This window comes from Verrucomicrobiia bacterium, from assembly GCA_035629175.1.
Taxonomy (GTDB): Bacteria; Verrucomicrobiota; Verrucomicrobiia; order Limisphaerales; family DASXHY01; genus DASXHY01.
Genome location: DASPIL010000001.1, coordinates 47,944 through 67,588 on the forward strand (window position 1 = coordinate 47,944; position 19,645 = coordinate 67,588).

Genomic DNA, 19,645 nt, shown 5'->3' on the forward strand with positions numbered 1-19,645 from the left:
GGCGAATCAGGCAACACGCCGGAAGACAAATCTTGGCCATACGGACAAAAAGTGTCTAGTGACGCCTCCGGGGGAATTCTCCAGAATCCTGCAAGCCGCCATTCGGGGCTATTTTGACATGCAAACGCGATTTGATCTCACGCAGTCGGACATTCCCAAAACATGGTACAATCTGCTCGCCGACTACCCTGAACCGATGCCGCCACCCTTGCATCCGGCAACGCGTGAACCGATGCCGCCGCAGGGGCTCGAAGCCATTTTTCCGGCCAACCTGATCGAACAGGAAGTCAGTGTTGAACCGCGGATCGAGATCCCTGAGCCGGTTCGTGAAATCTATGCATTATGGCGGCCGACACCGCTGTTGCGGGCGGTGCGGCTGGAGCGCGCGCTGAATACTCCCGCCCATATCTATTACAAGTACGAAGGTGTCAGCCCCGCTGGCAGCCATAAGGTGAATACTTCCGTCCCGCAGGCATATTTCAACAAAATCGCCGGGACCAAACGGCTGGCGACCGAAACCGGGGCAGGGCAGTGGGGCGCATCGCTCGCGTTCGCCTGCAGCCTCTTCGGCCTTGAATGCAATGTCTACATGGTCAAGGTCAGCTACGACCACAAACCTTACCGCCGCATGCTGATGCACACGTGGGGAGCAACGGTCCACGCAAGCCCAAGCAATCTCACACAGTATGGACGCCAGCTGCTCGCGCAGGATCCGCATTGCCCCGGCAGTTTGGGAATTGCGATCAGTGAAGCCATCGAGGACACCGGCACGCATCCCGACACAAAATACGCGCTTGGAAGCGTGCTGAACCATGTCTGCCTTCACCAGACGGTGATCGGAGAGGAGACCATTCGCCAGATGGAATTGGCGGGAGAAGAGCCTGACGTGATCATTGGCTGTTGCGGCGGCGGGAGCAACTTCGCGGGTATCGCGTTCCCGTTCATGCGACTCAAGCTCCACCAGAAAAAGCAATATCGGATCATCGGCGTCGAACCCTCAGCCTGTCCCACACTGACCCAGGGCAAATTGCGTTATGACTTCGGCGACACTGCTGAGACCACTCCGTTGATGATGATGTACACCCTCGGGCACAAGTTCATGCCGCCTTCAATTCATGCGGGCGGCCTGCGGTATCACGGAATGTCGCCGATGGTCAGTCACGCGCTGCGCCTGGGATTGATGGAAGCGCAGGCTGTCGCGCAAACGAAAGTTTTCGAAGCTGCTGCGTTATTTGCGCGGACCGAAGGACTTGTCCCCGCACCCGAATCCGCGCACGCGATAGCGAGTGCCATTGATCAGGCGATCGAAGCGCGCGAAGCCGGCTGCAAGCGCGTGATCGTGTTCAATCTTTCAGGGCATGGCCTGCTGGACCTGAGCGCGTTCGAGAGTTATTTCCACGGGAAACTGCAGGACGTGTAAGTCGCCCGGTCAACTCTCGACCGATCGCTGCAATAACGGCCGCAGGATTTTCCAAACGTTCTCGGCAAGGATCTCCTGGCCTTTTGCGGTCGGGTGAATGCGGTCGCCCTGGTTCAGGTCCGGGCGCCCCCCAACGCCTTCAAGTAGAAATGGAACAAGCGCTGCCTTGTTGGTCTCGGCGAGTTCCTTGAACACCTGCTCGAACTGCCTGGTGTACGTCTCGCCCATGTTGGGCGGCATCTTCATGCCGGCGATGACCACCTGCGTTCCGGGATATTTCTCCTTCGTTTGGTCGATGATCGCCTGCAGGTTTGATTTAGTCGTAAGCGGCGGAATCCCGCGCAAACCATCATTCGCGCCGAGTTCCACCACGAGCACATCCACCTTTTGGCGCAGCAGCCAGTTCAGGCGCCGCAAACCGCCCGCCGAAGTGTCACCGCTCAACCCCGCGTTGATGACTTTGAAATTCCATCTCTCTCGCTGGATCTTGTCCTGCAGCAGCGCGGGAAAACTTTGGTCCGGTTCCAGTCCGTGTCCCGCCGCGAGACTGTCGCCCAGCACAAGAATGGTTCGGGCTGGCGCACCGCCTGTCGCGGACGGAGAGTCGGCGCCAAAAAGAAAGACAGGCATGAGATGCGACAAGACGCCTGCCAGCAGCAGGCGAATCATCGGTGTGCAAACAAAAATCATGGCCCACTCTTCCCGTGCCCGCGAAAAATCGCAACCGATTTTGCCCGTCAGGCGCATGCCGCAGTTGTCTCCCGTCACTTGGGACGATTCGGCAGCCTTCGACACGCGTTTTGACCAAAAAAAGGTCGCGCCCCGAACCGAAAGCTGGCAAACAGTGCGTTCGCGCCCCGCCTCGTGGGCCACGATTGCTTCAACGGCAATCCGCGGCAGCAGGACAGCAAATTCCGGAAAGCCTGAGCCCGCTGCATCTGATGTTCTCGCGGGGCCCCAGCGTGCGCTGAAAACATGAGTACGAAAAAGTTACGGTTTGGCCTGCCCAAAGGCAGCCTCCAGGAAGCCACCATCGAGAAGATGGCCAAGGCCGGTTTCAACATCTCCGTGAGCAGCCGCTCCTACATCCCTTACGTGGACGACGACGAGATGGAAATTCGTTTGATTCGCGCCCAGGAAATCAGCCGCTATGTCGAGCACGGCTATCTCGACTGCGGCATCACGGGGCACGACTGGATTGTCGAGAACAGCTCGAAGGTGCACGAGGTGGGCGAGTTTCTGTTCAGCAAAGTTTCCCGACGCCCCGCTCGCTGGGTTTTGTGCGTTCCCGAAAGTTCACCTGTGAAGTCCGTGAAAGATCTTCAGGGAAAGCGCATTGCAACTGAGGTGGTTAACATCACCAAAAAGTATCTCAAAAAGCACGGAGTTCAGGCAGAGGTCGAGTTCTCGTGGGGCGCCACCGAAGTGAAGGCGCACGAACTGGTGGACGCAATTGTCGAGGTGACGGAAACGGGTTCCTCGCTCAAGGCGAACAAGCTCCGCATCGTGGACGAACTGCTGAGCTCGACACCGCGGCTGATTGCAAACATGGATACGTGGAAGGATCCGTGGAAGAAAAAGAAGATCGAGACCCTGGCCATGCTGCTCAAGGGCGCGCTGGATGCCGAGGCGAAGGTCGGGTTAAAGATGAACATTGCCGAGAAGAACCTGGAAAGCCTCCTCCGAAGTTTGCCTGCGTTGCGCAATCCAACGATCTCGGGCTTGAGCCTCAAGGGTTGGGTGGCGGTTGAAACGATTATCGACGAACACGTGGTGCGGGAACTCATCCCGCAGCTCAAGGCAGCGGGCGCGGAGGGGATCATTGAATATCCATTGAACAAAGTGGTCTATTGACCTGGAAAATAGGCTTGCAACATGGGTTTTCACTGATAGGTTCTCGGCTCCTTTTTTGAGAAAGAGCTTTTATGGCACGAATTTGTGAATTGACGGGTAAGCGGCCGATGAAGGGCAGTATCATCTGGCGCAGTGGTAAGTCGAAGAAGTCGGGTGGTATCGGCACGCACGTGACCGCAATCACCAAGCGCCGCTTCATGCCCAACCTGCAGCGCGTCAAGGCTGTCATGCCGAACGGCGAAGTCCGCTACGTCCGCGTCGCCGCCAGTGCGATCAAGAAAGGGCTGGTCACCAAAGCCGCAAAGCGCACCTGGAAGAAAGACGCGCCGAAAGCCAAGGCGTAATTTTCGTTCCAACTGAAATTCGAAAGCGAGGTCATGCGGCCTCGCTTTTTTGTTCAACGCGCTTTGAAGCGGTGCATCGTGGCCCGCTTCAATTCACGATCCGCCTCCTTCTTCTTCAGGTCTTCGCGCTTGTCGAACTCGGCTTTTCCCTTTCCAACACCGAGCGCGACCTTGACGCGGCCGTTCTTCCAGTAGAGCGACAACGGCACGATCGCATTGCCCTTCACGGATGCGAGACCGAAGAGCTTGCGGATCTCGCTTTTGTGCAACAGGAGTTTGCGGGCGCTCTTGGGTTGATGATTATTGAGGTTTCCGTGCGTGTATTCGTCAATGTGGACGTTGTGCAGGAAGACCTCATCGTTCTCAACCCGCGCAAACGCGTCGCTGATCTGGCCCTTGCCCGCGCGGAGGGCCTTCACCTCGGTGCCCTTCAACACGATCCCCGCCTCGAAGGTTTCGAGGATGTGGTAATCGCGCCGGGCTTTCGGGTTGGTGACAATGTCAGCCATAAATGGGAACAGCCAGAAGGTCGCCCCTCTGGCTGGACAGGAAAACGGGTTTGTAGCCCGGGGTCAGGCCTTTTTCTTTTTCTTGGCGGTGGGCCGCGTCAGCTCCACAAGCTCGGGCATCTCAAATCCAATCTTCTCCTCGATAATCTCGAGCAGGGCGATATCCGCCACGCCCAGGTTTCCGACCTCAGTGATGAGCGGACGGCTCATGGCACCGGCGCCGGAGTTGAGCTGGCGCACGCGGCGCGACACCAGATTGATCAGAACGTTGGGGTTTCCAACCTTCTCCAAAGCCTTTTTTGTAAGTTCAGCGTTCAAGGTAAAATCCAGAAAAGTCGAGCGCCGTAAGGTAGCTGGAGACCGGATGAATGCAATGCCTAATTTTTTGCCGCTCGCGCGCGATTACTGCGTAACGATTTTAACGGCGTGGGCCCATTCGCTGGGTTTCGTCATCGGCAATGTTACCAGCAACGCTTCTTCGGTTTGCTGGGCTGACGCGTACAACTTGCCTGCGCGTCCGCTGGCCAGCGTTGAAGCGCCGTGAACGGCGCGCGGCGTTTTATCCAATGCCGACGCGTTCGCCAGCTTTCTGCTTGCGATACTGCTCGCGGATCCACTTGTAGGTCGCGGCCAAACCTTTATCGAGAGGCGTGTTCGGCTCCCACTTCAGCACTTTCTTGATGAACGTGTTGTCGCTGTTGCGTCCTGCCACGCCACGGGGAGCGTTCAAATCGTAAGTCCGCTTGAGCTTCACGCCTGCGATCTTCTCCACCTTCGACAAAAGCTCGTTGATCGATACAAGTTCGCTCGAGCCAAGATTGATCGGCGTCGCAATCAACTCATCGCTGTGCATGATCATATCGATCCCTTTCACGCAGTCGTCGATATACATGAAGCTGCGGGTCTGGTTGCCGTCGCCCCAGATCGTGATCTCCTTCTTGCCCGTCTCCATGGCGTCGATGACTTTGCGGCACATCGCGGCGGGTGCTTTTTCGCGGCCACCCGTCCACGTGCCATTGGGTCCGTAAACATTGTGGAAGCGAGCAATGGCGGTCTTCATGCCCCTTTCATGCCAATATTCCTCGCAGAACATTTCGGAAACGAGTTTTTCCCAGCCGTAACCGCGCTCGGCCATTGCGGGATACGCGTCGGATTCCTTGAGGGCGCGGACGTCGGGATCCTGCTGGAGGAGCGTGTTGTAGGCGCATGCGGAGGAGGAGAAGAAATAGCGGCGGGCGCCGGCGCGGTAGGCGGATTCCACCATGTGCGTGTTGATCAGGATGCTGCGCAGGCATTCAACGCGAAAACGTTCAATGAATCCCATCCCGCCCATGTCGGCGGCGAGGTTGTATACTTCGACGGCGCCTTCGCAAACGCGCCGGCAATTCTCCTCGATGCTGCAATCCAGGGAGAGGTTCTCCACATCCGGAACATGAAGATACCATTCGTAGAGCGGCTTTTTGTCGACAGCACGAATCCGCGTGAAACCTTTCTTACTGAAATAAAGAGCCAGATTGCCTCCGATAAAGCCGCCGCCGCCTGTGATCACAATGAGATCGTCCTTCTTCAGTGCCGGATCTTTTTCAACAACTCGTTTCGTTTCCATAGTCTTGTGTGGTCGGTATAGGGCGTTGAGTGTCGGAAAAACCTGCGGTTGCGGCAATATGAATAAGCTCAGTAAACCCGCAGATAAATGGCTTTCAGATAGGCTGCCTCGGGAAAGGTTGCGGGATGATCGGCGGGGTGAGCGGCCGTTTGCAGCTCTTCGAATCGACGCCCCGATTTTTTCGCTGCGACGCGAATCGCGCCGAAGAACTCGTCGTTTGTGACGTGGGCGGAGCACGAGCAGGCGACCATTACGCCGCCGCGGTTCAGCCGCTGCAGCCCAAGAGTCGCCAAACGTTCATAGGCGTGAATGGCTGTCGCGCGCTCGTTTTCGCGTCTCGCGAACGACGGAGGGTCGAGAATGATGAGGTCGAATTCGTGGTGTTCCGCATTCGCCAGCCAGGCGAATGTGTCCCCTTGCACGCGTTCCTGGTGACATTCGCGGATTGCTGGATGATTCTTGTTCAATTGAAAGTTGCGGGCGCTGCTCGCCAAGGCATGCGCGCTGATGTCCAGATCGGTCACCGACGCCGCCCCGCCCCGGGCGGCATGAAGCGAAAATCCTCCCGAGAAGCTGAACGCGTTGAGCACGCGTTTGCTGCGCGCCAGATGCTGAACGCGCCGCCGATTCTCCCGCTGGTCCAGGAAGAAACCGGTTTTCTGGCCGCGCAACACGTCGGCTTCGAAGCGAATTCCATGTTCCAGGAATTCCACAGGCGCAGTTATGGGGGAACCGTAAACGACGAAATCCTCACCCGCAGGAATCGTCGAAGGCGTATCTGATGAGAATCGCTGCGCATTGATTCGGAGATTCCGGCTCCATCGAAGCACAAGGCTTTCGGGGGCAAGGGAATCGCGAAGAAGGGCGATCACCTCTGAAAGTCTCGGCAGCCACGCCGCCGAATAGATCTTCAGGACGAGGGTTGCGCTGTAGCGATCCAGCACCAGCGCGGGCCAGCCATCGCTCTCGCCATTGATCCAGCGGTGCCCAGTGGTATCGGCTTCGAAGAGTCCTGCGCGGCGCTGCAGCGCGGCAGTGAGGTGCGCCTTCCACCACGCTGCATCGATCTTCTGCGGCTTTCCGTGGTGAAGCACGCGCATGCGGATTGGCGAATCCGGATCGAACAGGCCGACCGCCAGGAAGCGATCCTTTCGATCATAGACAACGGCCAGTTCGCCTGTCTCGCCCGGCCGATTCTGCTCGCGGATGCTGTCCGCAAAAAGCCAGGGATGCCCAGCGCGCAGCTGCGATTCTGCCGCAGGCGAAACCCGAAGGCGAAGACGTGGCGTTGCTGGATTCATTTGCAAGCCGGCAGACTGGCAGCCAGAGCTCCTCTCGCCAAGCAGATCGTCGAGCAGGACCAACGGAAAATTGCCCGATTGCAATTTTGACGAGTTAACAGAGATTGGGCGCATGGCGGAGCAGAAACCCATTCATGTTGTGGTCCTGGGCGCCGGTTTTGGCGGGCTTGAGTTCTGCAAGCACTTTCGCCATCCGCAGGCGCGGATTACGGTTGTGGACCGTACGAATCATTATCTATTCCAGCCGCTGCTTTACCAGGTGGCCACGTGCGGCCTGTCCGCACCCGATGTCGCCCAGCCCATACGAGGAATTCTTTCCGGCCGCGAAGACATCACGGTTTTGTTCGACAAGGTCGCCGACCTGAACCTTTCGGCGAAGCAGGTGATGCTCAGCTGCAACGTCCTGAAATATGATTACCTCGTGATGGCGCTGGGAAGCCAGACGGGTTACTTCGGCCATCCGGAATGGGAGCGTTATGCGCCTGGCTTGAAGACTCTCGACGACGCATTGCGCATCCGCAGCCAGGTGCTTCTCGCCTATGAACGGGCTGAGGGCACGATCGACGTTGCCGACGATGAGCGTTTGATGACCACGGTGGTGATTGGCGGCGGGCCGACAGGCGTGGAGATGGCGGGTGCGCTGGCAGAACTTGCGCGCACGGTCCTGGCGCGCGATTTCAGGCGGATCGATCCATCCAAGGCGCGCACGATCCTGATCGAAGGTTCACCCGAAGTTCTATCGCACCTGCCGCCGGATCTCAGCCGCAGCGCCACCCGTCAACTTCGCGAATTGGGAGTCATAGTGAAGACTGCGACGCGTGTGAAAGATATCCGTGAAGGTGAAGTGTGCCTGGACAGTGGAGAAACCATCCGCGCTGCAAACATCATCTGGGCCGCGGGCGTCGCGGCGAATCCGCTGACGCGCAAGCTGGGCGTTCCGCTGGACAAGGCTGGACGCGTGAAAGTCAATCCAGACCTCAGCCTCCCGGGATTTGCGGAGGCCTTCGCCGTTGGCGACATGGCATTGGTGTTGCAGGACGATGGAAAGCCGGTGCCCGGAGTTTCGCCGGCGGCGATGCAGATGGGACGCCACGTCGCGCGGTTGATCCGGGAAGACATCGACAAAGGCGCGGAGAGGCCGGGCCGCGGCGCGTTTCGATATCGGGACAAGGGAACGATGGCAACGATCGGCCGGTCTGCGGCCGTGGCGTGGATCGGGAAGTTCAAGTTTTCAGGGTTGCTGGCCTGGCTCGCCTGGCTGTTTGTTCACCTGATTTTCCTGATTGGTTTCCGAAACAAAATCGCGGTGCTCTTTCAATGGGGATACTCGTACTTCGCATTCAAACGCAGCGCGCGATTGATCACATACATGCCACAGGAAACTGGAATAGCGCTGGAGTCCTCGACAGGCGGCGGTGTGGCGCGTGAAGAACGTGTTCCCGAGCACGCGGCGAACCGAGACTGATCCGCCCGTTAAGCAATTTTTCGGCGAAAGCGCAGAGCGCACAGCGCGAAGAGCCCCGCTGCCATGGCTCCCAGCACCGCCAGATGTTTCCAGAATTCCACGAGGCTTGCCCCGCGAAGAATGATTGCGCGCATCAGTTCGATGAAATAGGTCGCAGGCAGCAGCGCGCCGAGCGCCTGGAAAATCCATGGCATGGTCGCGCGCGGGAAGATGAATCCTGAGAAGAACACGGATGGCAGCATGAACATCATCGAGATCTGCAGCGCCTGCATCTGGTTCTGCGCGCGGGTGGAGATCAGCAGCCCGAGGCTGAGCAGCGCGAAGATGTAAAGGAAGGAGGATATCAGAAGCGCGGACACGTCTCCCGCAATGGGAACGTGAAAGACGAAGCGCATGATCGCAAACAGGCCGCAGGCCATCACCATTCCGATGAGCAGATACGGAGTGATTTTGCCGAGCATCAATCCCCAGCGGGAAAGCGGGCTGACCAGCAGTTGTTCAATCGTGCCGCGTTCGCGCTCCCGCACCAGGGACATCGACGTGGCAAACACGGTTGCGATCTGGAGCACAAGCCCGATCACACCCGGAACGAAAAAATTCGGACTGCGCATGGCCGGGTTGTAAAGGATCTGGGGCCGCACCTCGACAGCCAGTTCGCGCGCGCCCGGCATCCCCGGCATCTGAAGGATCGATTCGCGAAAGGCGACACCGATGGACGTATTCAGAGCGGCAGACGCAGTGGTGGAATTCGATCCGTCGATCAGCATCTGCAGGCGCGCGCTGCGGCCCGCATGAAGGTTGCGGGTGAAGCCCGGCGGGATCTGCAAACCCACCGCAGCCTTCCCCTGACGCATCAGGAGCGCCAGTTCGTCCGCGCCATGCACATGGCCGACGACGCGGAAGGTTTGGGTGTTTACGAATCGATCAACGATTTGACGGCTTTCGACGGTTTGATCCTCATCCCACACGACCATCGGCAGGTTCCGCACGTCGGTATCCAGCGCGAACCCAAATGCGATCATCTGGATCAATGGCGGGAAGAACATGAAGAACAGAGTGGCGGGATCGCGGAGGACCACAATGAACTCCTTGTAAAGTATGGCGCGGAAACCGCGAAAAGGGTTGGCGTTCATTTCGGGGTGCCATTGCTTGCCGACGTCAAAGCCACAAACACATCCTCCAGCGAGGGACCGATGGGGTGAATGTCCGCGTGCTCAATGCCGGCCTGGCGCAACCGTGCGCGAATCGCCGCCTCGTCAAGGTTGTCGTCGACGAGCAGGTGCATCGATTGGCCGAACACCGTTGCGCTGAGGACGCCATCCATGTGTCGCATGGCTTGCAGGCCGGTTGTGACGTGTTCGCAGGCCACATCCAGCCTGCGCGTTCCGGGAGGATTAACGGACGCCATTGTTTTCAAATGGTCGGGCACGCCGCAGACGACAAGCTTCGACATGTGGATGTAACCGACGTGCGAGCAACGTTCCGCTTCATCCATGTAATGCGTGGTGACAAAGAGCGTCATGCCCTGGCTTGAAAACTCGAACAGCAAATCCCAAAGCTCGCGGCGCGCGACAGGATCAATCCCGGCAGTGGGCTCGTCGAGGAACAAAACACTGGGCCGATGCAGGAGCGAGCATGCCATCGCGAGCCGTTGCCGCCAGCCCCCCGAGAGCAATGCGGCGCGCCGGCTCAAATAAGGTTCGAGATGCGTGAGCGCGACGAGTTCATCGCGCCGCTTGTCCAGTTCGGCTCCGCGCAGGCCGTATAAGCGCGCGTAGAACTGAAGGTTTTCAAAGACCGTGAGTTCGTCGTACAACGAAAACTTTTGCGACATGTAGCCAATGAGGCTTTTGATCCGGTCGGTCTCGCGAATGACATCGAAGCCGCCGATGTGCGCGGTGCCCGCGGTGGGCTCGAGAAGGCCGCATAGCATGCGAATCACGGTGGATTTGCCAGATCCGTTGGGTCCGAGAAACCCGAAGATCGAGCCGCGGCCGACCTGCAGCGTGACGTTGTCCACAGCGGTGAAACGGCCGAACCGCTTGGTCAGACCAGCGCACTCAATCATCGGCCGGCCGGTGTCGACGGCGCTCATTCCGTAACGCCCGGAAATTCCACGTCCGCCGACATGCCGGCGCGCAGGTCGCCGCTTGAGTTATCGAGCCGGACCTTGATTCCGAAAACCTGCTTGATTCGTTCGGCGACCGTTTGGACGTTTCGGGGCGTGAATTCGGCCTCGCGTTGAATCTGTTCCACCTCGCCCTGAAATGCGCGGCCGGGAAAGGCGTCGACGCGCACGCGCACTGTATCCCTCAGTTTGATATGGCCAAGCCAGGGTTGGGGCACATAAACCCGCACCCAGATGTGATGCGGCAGGATCAGTGTTGCAGCGGGCTGATTCGGGGCAAGCACATCGCCAACCTTGACGCTCAACACCTCGAGGACCGCGTCGGATGGCGACTTGATTTCTGTCTCGGCGAGTTGGGATTCGATCTCCGCGAGTTGAGCGCGCGCCTGCGCGATCCGCTCCGGGCGTGTTCCTGCAAGGAGCAGGTCATAGCGGCTGCGCGCCGCGGCCACACCTTTTTCGAGTGTCGCCGCACGCGTGACGGCGGCGTCGCGTTCGGTGACCGAAATTGTTTTGCTGGCGAAGAGTTCCTCGGCGCGTTTGGAATTCGTCAGCGCCAGCTCCAGTTCGGCTCGAAGCGATTCCCAATCCGCCTTGGCCGCTGCCAGCTCCTCCTTGCGCGGACCCGCTTCAAGTTCAGCGAATACTGCTGCCGCATGCTGTTTTCGGGCGGGGAGTTCGGCGGCGTCCAAACGAATCAGCAACTGGCCCGCCTTGAGTGTGTCGCCTTCCTGCGCCAGGATTTTCTCCACGCGCCCGCCATGGCGGGAACCCACCCGCACTTCATCCACCTGCACGGTGCCCGAAACCAGTTCGGGCGACGGACCGCGCCCGCACGAGGTGAAAGCGGCCATTGCAAGCAGCAAGACCGCGGGGATGAAGAGGCGCCTGAGCACAGTGGCGCGAGGCTAACAACCTCATGCCACGCCGGCAAGCGATTGGCTGCGATCGCGGGCAATTGCCGCGGATTACTCGTCGCCGTCGATCAAGCGTCCCAGTCCGCCGAGAAGCGAACCTTCCTCGCGTCCGCCCCGGCCCGTTGCCGGGGATGCAGCTGTGATGCGGCCAGCGAGGCGGCTGAGGGGCAGGGATTGCAGCCAGATGCGGCCCGGCCCACGCAGAGTCGCGAAGAACAAGCCTTCGCCGCCGAAGAACGCGCTCTTGATGCCGCCGACCATCTGGATGTCGTATTCCACGGTTGGCTGGAAGCCTACGATACAGCCGGTATCGACGCGGAGCAGTTCGCCGGGGGCGAGGTCGCGTTGCAGAAGCGTGCCTCCCGCATGAATGAACGCGAGGCCATCACCTTGCAGGCGCTGAAGAATGAAACCTTCACCGCCAAAGAAGCCAGCACCGAGGCGCTTGGTGAATGCGATCCCGACGCTGACGCCCTTGGCAGCGCAAAGGAATGAGTCCTTTTGCGTGAGGACTTCGCCGCCGAGATCGCCGAGGTGCACGGGAATGATTTTTCCCGGGTAAGGCGCGCCAAATGCAACGCGCTTCTTGCCCTGGCCGCGGTTGTGGAAAACCGTCATGAAGAGCGATTCACCCGTGAGCAGGCGTTTGCCCGCGCCCATGAGGGCGCCGAGAAACCCGCTGTTCTGCTGGGAGCCGTCGCCGAAGATGGTTTCCATCTGGATTCCATCGTCCATGTACATCATGCCGCCAGCCTCTGCGATCGCGGCTTCATTTGGGTCGAGTTCGATCTCCACGAATTGCATGTCATTGCCGTGGATCGTGAAGTCAATTTCGTGCATCGCTGCCATAGATACCTTTTCTTTTTCGAAAGAATCTGAACGTTCCTGCGAAAAGTTCAAACATCAAAGTTCGGCGCCGGTTCAGAGGCATCGCAGTGCAATCTCTCGTCGCAGCAGCGACGCTGGTTCGCGTGAATCGCGCGAAGGGGAGGGGGGTGGAACCCGTTTGTTCCGCGGCGATGCGCGGCGAGAGCGCAGCACACCATCAGATGCGCGTCAGGCGGCGGCGCGCTGGGCGATCAGGGCCTCGATCGTTTCGGGAAGACTGGCGCAGAGCTGGTCGAGCAAATCGCGACATTCCTTTTCGGAAAGCTGCAGCTGGCGGGCGGCAGAATAAATGAACCCGCGGGTGGTCTGATATCCGTAACCGAGCAAGCCCTGCCGCAGCGGCATGGAATAGATCGCAAGGGTCACACCATACACGAGCGTGTGCCAGGCGTTGGCCTCGTTGCGTTCCACTGCGTCCGAGTAACGGCGGATGATCCGCTCGTCACGAAGCGGGCGCAGTTTCTGCAATTCAGTCTGGCCGACGCGGCGGCTTGCTTCTGCGAACGCTTGGAGCGCCGGTTCCAGAGCAATCTCCCGGTCATAGGCGCAGAGTTCGCGAACCTCGTGGCGGCAGGTGTGATCGAAGGCGCGTTGAATCGCAGGAAGCTCGTGCGGAACCAGAATCTGGCGTTGGTAGGTCTCGAGGAATAATTGCAGCGAGGCGAGATCGTGGACAATCGGCACCTGCATGGAAAGCGAAACATCGCGCAGCGCGGCAAGGCCGTTGGTGGAACCCAGTTGCTCAGCGAGCGGGTGCCAGTTGCCAAGCCAATCCGCGGGTTCGCCGCGTTCAGGTTGCAGCTGATGCCACATCATTCTTAAATCGGTTTTCTCGTTCTTCGCCAACACGTTCTACCGTGCACGGGCTGTGCATCCAATGCCAGTAGTAAAACTTCACCGTCCGAAAATTAAGTTCTTGAAAATGTCCCCCGTGCGTCTCGTACACCCATCCCAAAAAGCTCCCTGTTCATCGGAGCGAATTCATCCCGCACAAGCAAAACATTCAGAGCAATTGACGGGCGGCGGAACAGCGCCGCCGCAATATACAAAAGGGCGCCCGGACGTGGCCTGGTTCCCGAAGGAACTGGCGCGAGTGTCCGGGCGCCCGTAATCGGCTTCCCGATCGAGCTACACTCCTGATCCGCGGCGGCCGCGGTTGATGAGCGAGACGAGGAACAGGACCAGGAACACAACGAACAGGACTTTCGCGATGGTTGCGGCGAGGCCGGCGACGGCGAAGAAGCCGAGCGCTCCAGCGATCAGCGCGACCACCAGGAATAACAGTGCATAGTTTAGCATAGAACCTCCGTCTTTCGGCCATTCGCCTCGCTTCGTTCCTAACGTCGCTGCGGCAGCGGCCAGTTGTTTGTTTCTGCCCTGAAGCTAGTGCAGAAAGGCGCGGGGAACATGTGGGTGATGTCCCCAACGGAGACGGGGCGATCCCAAGGCGCCTCATGGGGTGAGGCTATTTGACGAAAATTCGGAGGACTAAGGATTCCAACCAACGGAGACGCTGAGCTTCTTTCCGAACCGGTTGTGATAGAACAGCTGGCGATTGGAGCAGCCGTATTCGTGGACGAGACGGGTGATCTTCACGTCGTAACAACAATACTCCGCGATGTTCATCAGCTTGCCTGCGCGATACCACTCGATCGCCTGCAGTCCTTCCGCAGTTTTCTCGACCCCGAACGTCGCAGTGGCAATGGAGTCCAGCGAGAGCCGATGCTGCAGGGTCGCCTGCAGGTCGAGCATCATGTCGAGTGTTGGAAGCTGTCGAAGGTCGAGTGCGGTGTAACCGTGCAGCACTTCATAATCGAAGCGCAGGTTATTGAAACCCACGACGAGGTCGGCCCGCTGCAGTTCGTGGATGAGGTCATCGACTTGTTTTTCGCTGTAGATCCGGTAGTCGCCGCGAGCCGTGCTGTAGGTGACGCCGATGCTCATTCCCATGTTGCTGATTTTGTCCCAGCCGCCGACGTCGTCCGCAGACTTCTGGGTTTCCAGATCGAAATACACGATGTTCTTCATCAACGAATGAATTAAATTGCGGCAGAGCGTAGCGGAAATTCAGCCGCTCAAAAGCCTAAAGGAGACCTCGTGCCGGAAGGGGATGAAATAAAAACGGCCGGGTGGAGACCCGGCCGCGGTGTCAATCGTGCTGCCTGAAAACGACCTAGTTGCCCTGGGATTTCTGCTTTGCCTTTGCCCAGCGGCGCCGTTGCGCGGCAGCGATGCGGGCGCGGCCTTCAGGGCTCAAGCGGCGTTTTGGACGGCCGGATGATTCGGTGTTGCTGCTGGTGCTCGAGGCTTGTGCCTGGCCAGAACTCCCGAGGAGGCTAGCGAGTTCGCTCTGCAGCGATTCGATCTTTTCCTGGATGGCAGCTGCCCTGCGTAACTTGCTAGAGGAGATGTTTTCAATCATATGCGCGCCAATCAGCCAAGTTGCCGCCTCAAAGTCAACTCCTTAAGTAAGTCGTCTTACGCGACTTAGGACGCGGAAGGCTCTTCCCGCAACGCGGCTCCTCGTTGTTTGCTAGCGGTAAGAACGGCCGGAAAATAAGACCGGCCGATCTTGCGGAGAACGCGCCATGGAGCCAGGGATCCCGGCTCGAGCGTCTCTCAACGCAAGTAATCCATCAGCGACAAGCGCATCAGGCTTGCGCCGCTTTGCAATGCGGCCTGATACGATGTTTGAGCCTGGCTGAGTTGCACGAGGGTTTCAGTAAGGTCCGCATCCGCCTCCTTGGACAGCATCCCTTCAAGCGATTCCGAGCGCATCGCGGCAGCCGTCTTTGCCGTTTCGAGGCGGCTCTGAAGAACGCCGTTGTTGCTCAGCTGATAGAGAAAGTTTTCCTCGTCGCGCAGCAGTGCCGCGCGGTCATTGTTGATGATGGAGGCTGTGTCGGCGGCGAGCAGATGATCCTGGAGGGAAATCAGGTGGTTGAAGAAATCAGCGCCGCTGCGTGCATCGGAAACAACCCCGCGCGCGCCTGTGCCTGCCGCGTTGGCACCGGGCGTGTCAACGGCAAGCGTCGATCCCGCAGCAATCTCGGTCTCGGGCACAGACGTGTTTCCGTGGTACGTGACACTCACGACGTTGCCGTTCGCATCCTCTTCGAAGCTGAACGGAGGTTGATCGCCGGCGGTGCCGCCAAAGAGATGCTGATCGCCATATTTGGCGTTCATCGTATGGACGGCCTGCTTGATCAGTTGTGAGACTTCCGTTGCGAAACTGGTCAGTTCCGCGGGTGAGCGGGTGCCGTCCGCGAGCGTCGCCAATTCTCCGGCGCGGTCCGAAAGTGTTTTGATGCTCTTGAGCGAGTTAAAGGCGTTGCTCGCGCGATCCCGCAGGACCGCGATGTTGCTGTTGTACTGGGAAAGCGAACCCTGCTCGGCGCGCAGTGCCATGGCGCGCTGCATGGCCGCCGGATCGTCGCCGGGCGAGAACACGCGCTGCCCCGTGGCAGCCTGGGTTTGCAGTTGCTGCTGCCGGGCCGTGAGCTTTCCAACCTGGCTGAGAAAGTTTGTCGTGAAGGAGTTGCCAGTAACGCGCATGTTTCAGTTTAACGTTTCAGGTTGATGATGATGTCGAGCATCTCGTCGACGGTGCTGACGATCTTTGCGGATGCCTGGTATGCCTTCTGATAGGTGAGCAGGTTGGTCATCTCCTCATCGATCGAAACACCGCTGATGGCATCTCGCTGGCGGAGGAGGGCGTTGCTGATCGTTTCGAAGTTGGTCACCTGCGTCGTGGCGTCCGACAACGCATGTCCGACGGAAGCCGTTACTTTTCCAAAAAAGTCGGAAAGTGTCAGATTCCCGAGCGCTCCCAGTTTTTGTCCTCCCAGCTGGGCGAGCGCAAGGGCGATGGAATTGTCACCCGAAGCTCCGCTGCCGCTGGATTGAAATTGAGAAGGGTCGTCACGCAACGTTGCATTCACGCCGATGGTGGCTGCGCTGTTGCCCGTGAAGAAATCAAGGCCTGAAGGTCCGGAACTGTGCAGCGCGTTGACTTCATCGATCAGAGCCGAAGCGAAGGTGTCGAGATCCTCCTGGAGTTTCTCAAGCGATCCATCGCGCATTCCAATGGATCCCGCGATGGAGCCGCCCTGGATCCCGAGCACTGCCTGAGTTTTCGCGCTGACCACGACGATCTCATCGGGGCCGTTGAACTCACCCGTCCGGCCGAAGGTGGCAAGACGATCCGTCACGTGTTTCCCGGAGACGAATTCGGTGCCGCCGATGCTGACGGTCAATGATCCGTCGCTGGCCGTCGCGGTATCGAAATCCACGAGTTTGGCGAGGGACTCGAGCTTCTGCTGGCGCAGGTCGCGCAAATCGTTTGCCGTGCCGCCCGCGGGCATTTCCGCCCGGGCGATCTGATCATTGAGAGTGGCGATGTCGCCCAGCAATGCGTTGGCTGAGTTGACATCGCCGGCGATCGCCGTGTTCAGGACATCGCGCACGCCCCCAATTCCAGCGGCGACTTCGTTGAAACGCTTGGCGAGGGTTTCGGCGCTGCTGATCAAGGCCTGCTTGTGGGGCAGGGAGGCGGGTGATGCCGAGACCGCCTGAAAACTGTTGAAGAGATTTGTGAGGGCGCTGGAAAGACCCAGCGAACCGGGACTGCTCGGATCGGAACTTCCGTTGACGCTGCCTGCTCCGCGATCGAGATATTCGCTCAGGCGAAGCTGCAGGTTTGACAGTCCGCTCTGTTGCGCGAGCCAGTAGCCGCCGACGCTTTGCTCGGATCGAATCTGCGCGTCAATGAGGCCGTTGCGCAGTTGTTCGACCCCGATGGCTTCGGCGCCCGTTCCGACCGGTCCATGCTCTGACGGAATGGCCAGGCTGGTCTGGATCTGGATGCGCTGCCGCGCGTAGGCGGGGTTATTAACGTTCGCCAGATTCTGGCCCGTTACTTCCACGCCAGCCTGCTGCGTCTGCAGTGAGCGCGTGCCTAGATTCAATGTGCCGAAGAGTCCGAGCATAAATCAGCCGATCGCGTCGTACAGCGGGCGTTGCGGCAATACGGCGCTGAGGGTATGTCCTGTTCCGTTGTAAGTCGTCGGCGCGGCGCCGGGAAACAGCGTGGAAAGAAAGCGTTGCATCAGCTCGACAACGCGGTTGAGGAGCAGGTGATTTTGCCGTGCGCGCTGCTGCACGCGTATCAGGAGCTCGTTGTTTTCCTGCACGAGCGCATGGATGAGCGGGCGATATTCGGGCGGGAAATGTGGAATAAGGACGTTGAAGCTCGAATCTTCGTGGAGGTTCAACTGGACGGCGGCATGCCGGCGGCGTTGCTCGCGTTCCTCCCGCGCGGTGGCGATCGTCTCTGCCTGGGAGTTGATCGCGGTGACACACTCAAGAAGATCCTGGGGTCTGCGATGCACGACTAATTCCTGTTGCAGGTCGAGCAGGGCGAGCATCTCGCCATACTCCTTGAGTTCCTCGCGGAGTGATTCGATCAAATGTTGCAAAAGCTCTTTCATGGATTAGCTCGGGGTCGGACTGGCGAATTTGGGAGAGGTCAAAAATTTTTGGATGGCAGCGGCCGGCGCCTGGGTGGACTCATTCAAAAGCGCTGCGGGAGGGGCATCCTTGCCGCAATTCTGCCGCGAGAACTCACGCGCGAGAATCTGCGCCAGGCCAACTGAGCCCGACCGGGAAATGCTGTCGGCGAGCTGGTTGTTGATCATGTCGCGGTAAATGCCGCTGGCGGTGGAATCTTCGGTGAAGGTCGATGGGATAACGGATTTGCTGGTGCTCTCAAGAATCTGCCGTACGAGCATGGCTTCGAACTGCCGGGCGGCTTCGCCGACTTTCTGTTCCTCGCTGAGCGATCCATTGGCGGCGAGCCGTTCCAGTGGAACTTCAGCGGCATTGAGGTCGGAAGGGAGCGGGGCAACGTTCATATCAGCGAATGATCAGCTCCGCCTGGAGCGCGCCCGCCTGCTTCATGGCCTGGAAAATCGCCATCACGTCCCTCGGGGTCACACCGAGAGAGTTGAGCGCTGATGCCACCTTTTCGATCGTCGGCATCTCAGGCAGCGGCACGAGTGACGACTTGCTTTCGGTGACTTCCGTGGTCGTGGTGGGAGTGACGACCGTGCTGCCGGTGTTGCTGAACGGGCTGGGCTGCGAAACGTTGAGTGTGGAAGCGACGTTGATCGTGATGTTGCCGTGCGACACAGCGCAGCTGGAGACGCGGATTTGCGAAGTGGCGACGATGGTTCCAGTGCGTTCGTTGATGATGATGCGGGCGGGAATTTCGGGCGTTACCTCGAGGTTTTCAAGGCGCGCGATGAAATCGACGGGCGAACCTTCCGTGCCGGCGGGCATGCGCACGCGGACCGATGTGGCGTCCACGGCTGAGGCGCTGTTGGTGAAGGCGTTGTTGATTGCCAATGCCAGGCGCGATGCTGATGTGAACCCTGGTTCGCGCAGCAGGAGCTCGATCGTGTTTTCACGAACGATGACGGTCGGAATCTCGCGTTCCACGATGGCTCCTCCGATGATCTGGGCCACGGTGGGATGATTCTTCGTCACAGTCGCTCCGCCGCCGCCGCCCTGGCCTGCGGAGAATCCGCCGACGGAGATGGGTCCTTGCGCGACTGCGTAAACCTTGTTGTCTGCGCCAAAGAGAGGCGTTTGCAGGAGCACGCCGCCCTGCAATGATTTCGCATCTCCCATGGACGCAACCTGCACATCGAGACGTCCTCCAGACTTGATGAACGCCGGGATATCCGCGGTAATCATCACGACCGCGACATTCTTTGATGAAAGCGTTGTCGGCGGGACATTGATGCCGTAGCGCTGCAGCATGTTCGCAACGGTTTGCTTGGTGTAAACCGGATCCTTGTCGCCGTCGCCAGCCAGGCCAGCGACGAGGCCGTAACCGACGAGCTGGTTATCACGCGCGCCTGCGACCATGACGAGGTCGCGAACCCGCACGCCCGCTGCCTGCGCATTCGCAAGGCACAGGAGGCATCCGATGAACGCGAGCAGGGATGGCTTGAAGAGCAGTCCGTATGCGCTCGTAAACAGGGTGCTCGCTTTTGTTGTCGCGGCCTTTGCAGAAACAGCATCACTGCTGGGTCTATGGCAGTGACCATCCGCAGAGCCGCCAAAACCGGGGGCAGCCGACACCATGGCCGCATGCGCCGGGACCCGGCAGCCGGTTTTCAAACGAAGGGAGCGTGGAACGAGAGGCATG

General features: G+C 59.2%; 23 protein-coding genes. 5 read left to right on the forward strand and 18 right to left on the reverse strand.

Annotated features, from left to right (window positions below):
• Positions 1-118 precede the first annotated feature (118 nt).
• Positions 119-1,420 (forward strand): TrpB-like pyridoxal phosphate-dependent enzyme, encoded by a 1,302-nt coding sequence (locus VEH04_00160; protein ID HYG21162.1) that lies wholly within the window; start codon positions 119-121, stop codon positions 1,418-1,420.
• Between the two features lie 9 nt (positions 1,421-1,429).
• Here the strand turns inward: VEH04_00160 and VEH04_00165 are convergent, their stop codons facing one another.
• Entirely contained in the window at positions 1,430-2,110 is a 681-nt protein-coding gene (locus VEH04_00165; protein ID HYG21163.1) for an arylesterase, read from the reverse strand.
• Positions 2,111-2,395: 285 nt separating this feature from the next.
• Between VEH04_00165 and hisG the strand changes: the two genes are divergently transcribed.
• Positions 2,396-3,274 carry an ATP phosphoribosyltransferase gene (gene hisG, locus VEH04_00170; protein HYG21164.1) on the forward strand — a complete coding sequence of 293 codons (879 nt, stop codon included), beginning with the start codon at positions 2,396-2,398 and terminating at the stop codon, positions 3,272-3,274.
• A 71-nt stretch (positions 3,275-3,345) separates the two neighbouring features.
• Positions 3,346-3,618: a 50S ribosomal protein L28 gene (gene rpmB / locus VEH04_00175; protein ID HYG21165.1), complete on the forward strand. Its 273-nt coding sequence runs from the start codon at positions 3,346-3,348 to the stop codon at positions 3,616-3,618.
• 53 nt (positions 3,619-3,671) lie between these two features.
• Here rpmB and smpB read toward each other — a convergent pair whose 3' ends face one another.
• Positions 3,672-4,127 carry an SsrA-binding protein SmpB gene (gene smpB, locus VEH04_00180; GenBank protein ID HYG21166.1) on the reverse strand — a complete coding sequence of 152 codons (456 nt, stop codon included), beginning with the start codon at positions 4,125-4,127 and terminating at the stop codon, positions 3,672-3,674.
• Between the two features lie 63 nt (positions 4,128-4,190).
• Positions 4,191-4,445, reverse strand: coding sequence for a DNA-directed RNA polymerase subunit omega (locus VEH04_00185; protein ID HYG21167.1), 255 nt, complete (start codon positions 4,443-4,445; stop codon positions 4,191-4,193).
• Positions 4,446-4,491: 46 nt separating this feature from the next.
• Here VEH04_00185 and VEH04_00190 point away from each other — a divergent pair, with 46 nt between their 5' ends.
• Complete coding sequence (locus tag VEH04_00190; GenBank protein ID HYG21168.1) at positions 4,492-4,671, forward strand: hypothetical protein; 180 nt, start codon at positions 4,492-4,494, stop codon at positions 4,669-4,671.
• Positions 4,672-4,686: 15 nt separating this feature from the next.
• On the opposite strand, the gene VEH04_00195 is transcribed toward VEH04_00190, so the two are convergent.
• Together VEH04_00195 and VEH04_00200 are read right to left on the reverse strand one after the other, a co-directional pair.
• Complete coding sequence (locus VEH04_00195) at positions 4,687-5,733, reverse strand: NAD-dependent epimerase/dehydratase family protein (GenBank protein HYG21169.1); 1,047 nt, start codon at positions 5,731-5,733, stop codon at positions 4,687-4,689.
• A gap of 68 nt (positions 5,734-5,801) precedes the next feature.
• Positions 5,802-7,034: a class I SAM-dependent methyltransferase gene (locus VEH04_00200; GenBank protein HYG21170.1), complete on the reverse strand. Its 1,233-nt coding sequence runs from the start codon at positions 7,032-7,034 to the stop codon at positions 5,802-5,804.
• Between the two features lie 112 nt (positions 7,035-7,146).
• Here VEH04_00200 and VEH04_00205 point away from each other — a divergent pair, with 112 nt between their 5' ends.
• Positions 7,147-8,499, forward strand: a complete 1,353-nt coding sequence (locus tag VEH04_00205; protein ID HYG21171.1) for an NAD(P)/FAD-dependent oxidoreductase — start codon at positions 7,147-7,149, stop codon at positions 8,497-8,499.
• Positions 8,500-8,507: 8 nt separating this feature from the next.
• Here the strand turns inward: VEH04_00205 and VEH04_00210 are convergent, their stop codons facing one another.
• The 13 genes from VEH04_00210 to VEH04_00270 form a co-directional block, all read right to left on the reverse strand.
• Complete coding sequence (locus tag VEH04_00210) at positions 8,508-9,632, reverse strand: ABC transporter permease (protein ID HYG21172.1); 1,125 nt, start codon at positions 9,630-9,632, stop codon at positions 8,508-8,510.
• Positions 9,629-10,594: an ABC transporter ATP-binding protein gene (locus VEH04_00215; GenBank protein ID HYG21173.1), complete on the reverse strand. Its 966-nt coding sequence runs from the start codon at positions 10,592-10,594 to the stop codon at positions 9,629-9,631. Before VEH04_00215 ends, VEH04_00210 begins: the two co-directional genes overlap by 4 nt.
• Positions 10,591-11,523 (reverse strand): efflux RND transporter periplasmic adaptor subunit, encoded by a 933-nt coding sequence (locus VEH04_00220; GenBank protein HYG21174.1) that lies wholly within the window; start codon positions 11,521-11,523, stop codon positions 10,591-10,593. The genes VEH04_00215 and VEH04_00220 overlap by 4 nt, the downstream gene beginning before the upstream one ends.
• A gap of 72 nt (positions 11,524-11,595) precedes the next feature.
• The gene (locus VEH04_00225) at positions 11,596-12,393 is read right to left on the reverse strand and encodes a TIGR00266 family protein (protein ID HYG21175.1); all 798 of its coding nucleotides are present in this window, start codon (positions 12,391-12,393) and stop codon (positions 11,596-11,598) included.
• A gap of 207 nt (positions 12,394-12,600) precedes the next feature.
• Positions 12,601-13,248 carry an urease accessory UreF family protein gene (locus tag VEH04_00230; protein HYG21176.1) on the reverse strand — a complete coding sequence of 216 codons (648 nt, stop codon included), beginning with the start codon at positions 13,246-13,248 and terminating at the stop codon, positions 12,601-12,603.
• Between the two features lie 312 nt (positions 13,249-13,560).
• A complete protein-coding gene (locus tag VEH04_00235) occupies positions 13,561-13,731 on the reverse strand; it encodes a DUF1328 family protein (protein ID HYG21177.1) in 171 nt (56 codons plus the stop codon).
• A gap of 189 nt (positions 13,732-13,920) precedes the next feature.
• Positions 13,921-14,460 carry a ribonuclease H-like domain-containing protein gene (locus VEH04_00240; protein ID HYG21178.1) on the reverse strand — a complete coding sequence of 180 codons (540 nt, stop codon included), beginning with the start codon at positions 14,458-14,460 and terminating at the stop codon, positions 13,921-13,923.
• A gap of 145 nt (positions 14,461-14,605) precedes the next feature.
• Positions 14,606-14,854, reverse strand: coding sequence for a hypothetical protein (locus VEH04_00245; GenBank protein HYG21179.1), 249 nt, complete (start codon positions 14,852-14,854; stop codon positions 14,606-14,608).
• A gap of 197 nt (positions 14,855-15,051) precedes the next feature.
• Entirely contained in the window at positions 15,052-15,987 is a 936-nt protein-coding gene (flgL, locus tag VEH04_00250; protein HYG21180.1) for a flagellar hook-associated protein FlgL, read from the reverse strand.
• An 8-nt stretch (positions 15,988-15,995) separates the two neighbouring features.
• Positions 15,996-17,420 carry a flagellar hook-associated protein FlgK gene (flgK, locus tag VEH04_00255; GenBank protein HYG21181.1) on the reverse strand — a complete coding sequence of 475 codons (1,425 nt, stop codon included), beginning with the start codon at positions 17,418-17,420 and terminating at the stop codon, positions 15,996-15,998.
• Positions 17,421-17,423: 3 nt separating this feature from the next.
• A complete protein-coding gene (gene flgN, locus VEH04_00260) occupies positions 17,424-17,921 on the reverse strand; it encodes a flagellar export chaperone FlgN (protein ID HYG21182.1) in 498 nt (165 codons plus the stop codon).
• Between the two features lie 3 nt (positions 17,922-17,924).
• Positions 17,925-18,344 (reverse strand): rod-binding protein, encoded by a 420-nt coding sequence (locus VEH04_00265; protein ID HYG21183.1) that lies wholly within the window; start codon positions 18,342-18,344, stop codon positions 17,925-17,927.
• Between the two features lies 1 nt (position 18,345).
• Positions 18,346-19,644, reverse strand: a complete 1,299-nt coding sequence (locus VEH04_00270; GenBank protein HYG21184.1) for a flagellar basal body P-ring protein FlgI — start codon at positions 19,642-19,644, stop codon at positions 18,346-18,348.
• Between the last annotated feature and the right edge of the window lies 1 nt (position 19,645).

Bases quoted from the DNA above. Each gene is read 5' to 3' on its own strand.
- VEH04_00160 (HYG21162.1), top strand. From the start codon at position 119: ATGCAAACGCGATTTGATCTCACGCAGTCGGACATTCCCAAAACATGG.
- VEH04_00165 (HYG21163.1), bottom strand. From the start codon at position 2,110: ATGATTTTTGTTTGCACACCGATGATTCGCCTGCTGCTGGCAGGCGTC.
- hisG (HYG21164.1), top strand. From the start codon at position 2,396: ATGAGTACGAAAAAGTTACGGTTTGGCCTGCCCAAAGGCAGCCTCCAG.
- rpmB (HYG21165.1), top strand. From the start codon at position 3,346: ATGGCACGAATTTGTGAATTGACGGGTAAGCGGCCGATGAAGGGCAGT.
- smpB (HYG21166.1), bottom strand. From the start codon at position 4,127: ATGGCTGACATTGTCACCAACCCGAAAGCCCGGCGCGATTACCACATC.
- VEH04_00190 (HYG21168.1), top strand. From the start codon at position 4,492: ATGAATGCAATGCCTAATTTTTTGCCGCTCGCGCGCGATTACTGCGTA.
- VEH04_00195 (HYG21169.1), bottom strand. From the start codon at position 5,733: ATGGAAACGAAACGAGTTGTTGAAAAAGATCCGGCACTGAAGAAGGAC.
- VEH04_00200 (HYG21170.1), bottom strand. From the start codon at position 7,034: ATGAATCCAGCAACGCCACGTCTTCGCCTTCGGGTTTCGCCTGCGGCA.
- VEH04_00205 (HYG21171.1), top strand. From the start codon at position 7,147: ATGGCGGAGCAGAAACCCATTCATGTTGTGGTCCTGGGCGCCGGTTTT.
- VEH04_00210 (HYG21172.1), bottom strand. From the start codon at position 9,632: ATGAACGCCAACCCTTTTCGCGGTTTCCGCGCCATACTTTACAAGGAG.
- VEH04_00215 (HYG21173.1), bottom strand. From the start codon at position 10,594: ATGAGCGCCGTCGACACCGGCCGGCCGATGATTGAGTGCGCTGGTCTG.
- VEH04_00225 (HYG21175.1), bottom strand. From the start codon at position 12,393: ATGGCAGCGATGCACGAAATTGACTTCACGATCCACGGCAATGACATG.
- VEH04_00230 (HYG21176.1), bottom strand. From the start codon at position 13,248: ATGATGTGGCATCAGCTGCAACCTGAACGCGGCGAACCCGCGGATTGG.
- VEH04_00235 (HYG21177.1), bottom strand. From the start codon at position 13,731: ATGCTAAACTATGCACTGTTATTCCTGGTGGTCGCGCTGATCGCTGGA.
- VEH04_00240 (HYG21178.1), bottom strand. From the start codon at position 14,460: ATGAAGAACATCGTGTATTTCGATCTGGAAACCCAGAAGTCTGCGGAC.
- VEH04_00245 (HYG21179.1), bottom strand. From the start codon at position 14,854: ATGATTGAAAACATCTCCTCTAGCAAGTTACGCAGGGCAGCTGCCATC.
- flgL (HYG21180.1), bottom strand. From the start codon at position 15,987: ATGCGCGTTACTGGCAACTCCTTCACGACAAACTTTCTCAGCCAGGTT.
- flgK (HYG21181.1), bottom strand. From the start codon at position 17,420: ATGCTCGGACTCTTCGGCACATTGAATCTAGGCACGCGCTCACTGCAG.
- flgN (HYG21182.1), bottom strand. From the start codon at position 17,921: ATGAAAGAGCTTTTGCAACATTTGATCGAATCACTCCGCGAGGAACTC.
- VEH04_00265 (HYG21183.1), bottom strand. From the start codon at position 18,344: ATGAACGTTGCCCCGCTCCCTTCCGACCTCAATGCCGCTGAAGTTCCA.
- VEH04_00270 (HYG21184.1), bottom strand. From the start codon at position 19,644: ATGCCTCTCGTTCCACGCTCCCTTCGTTTGAAAACCGGCTGCCGGGTC.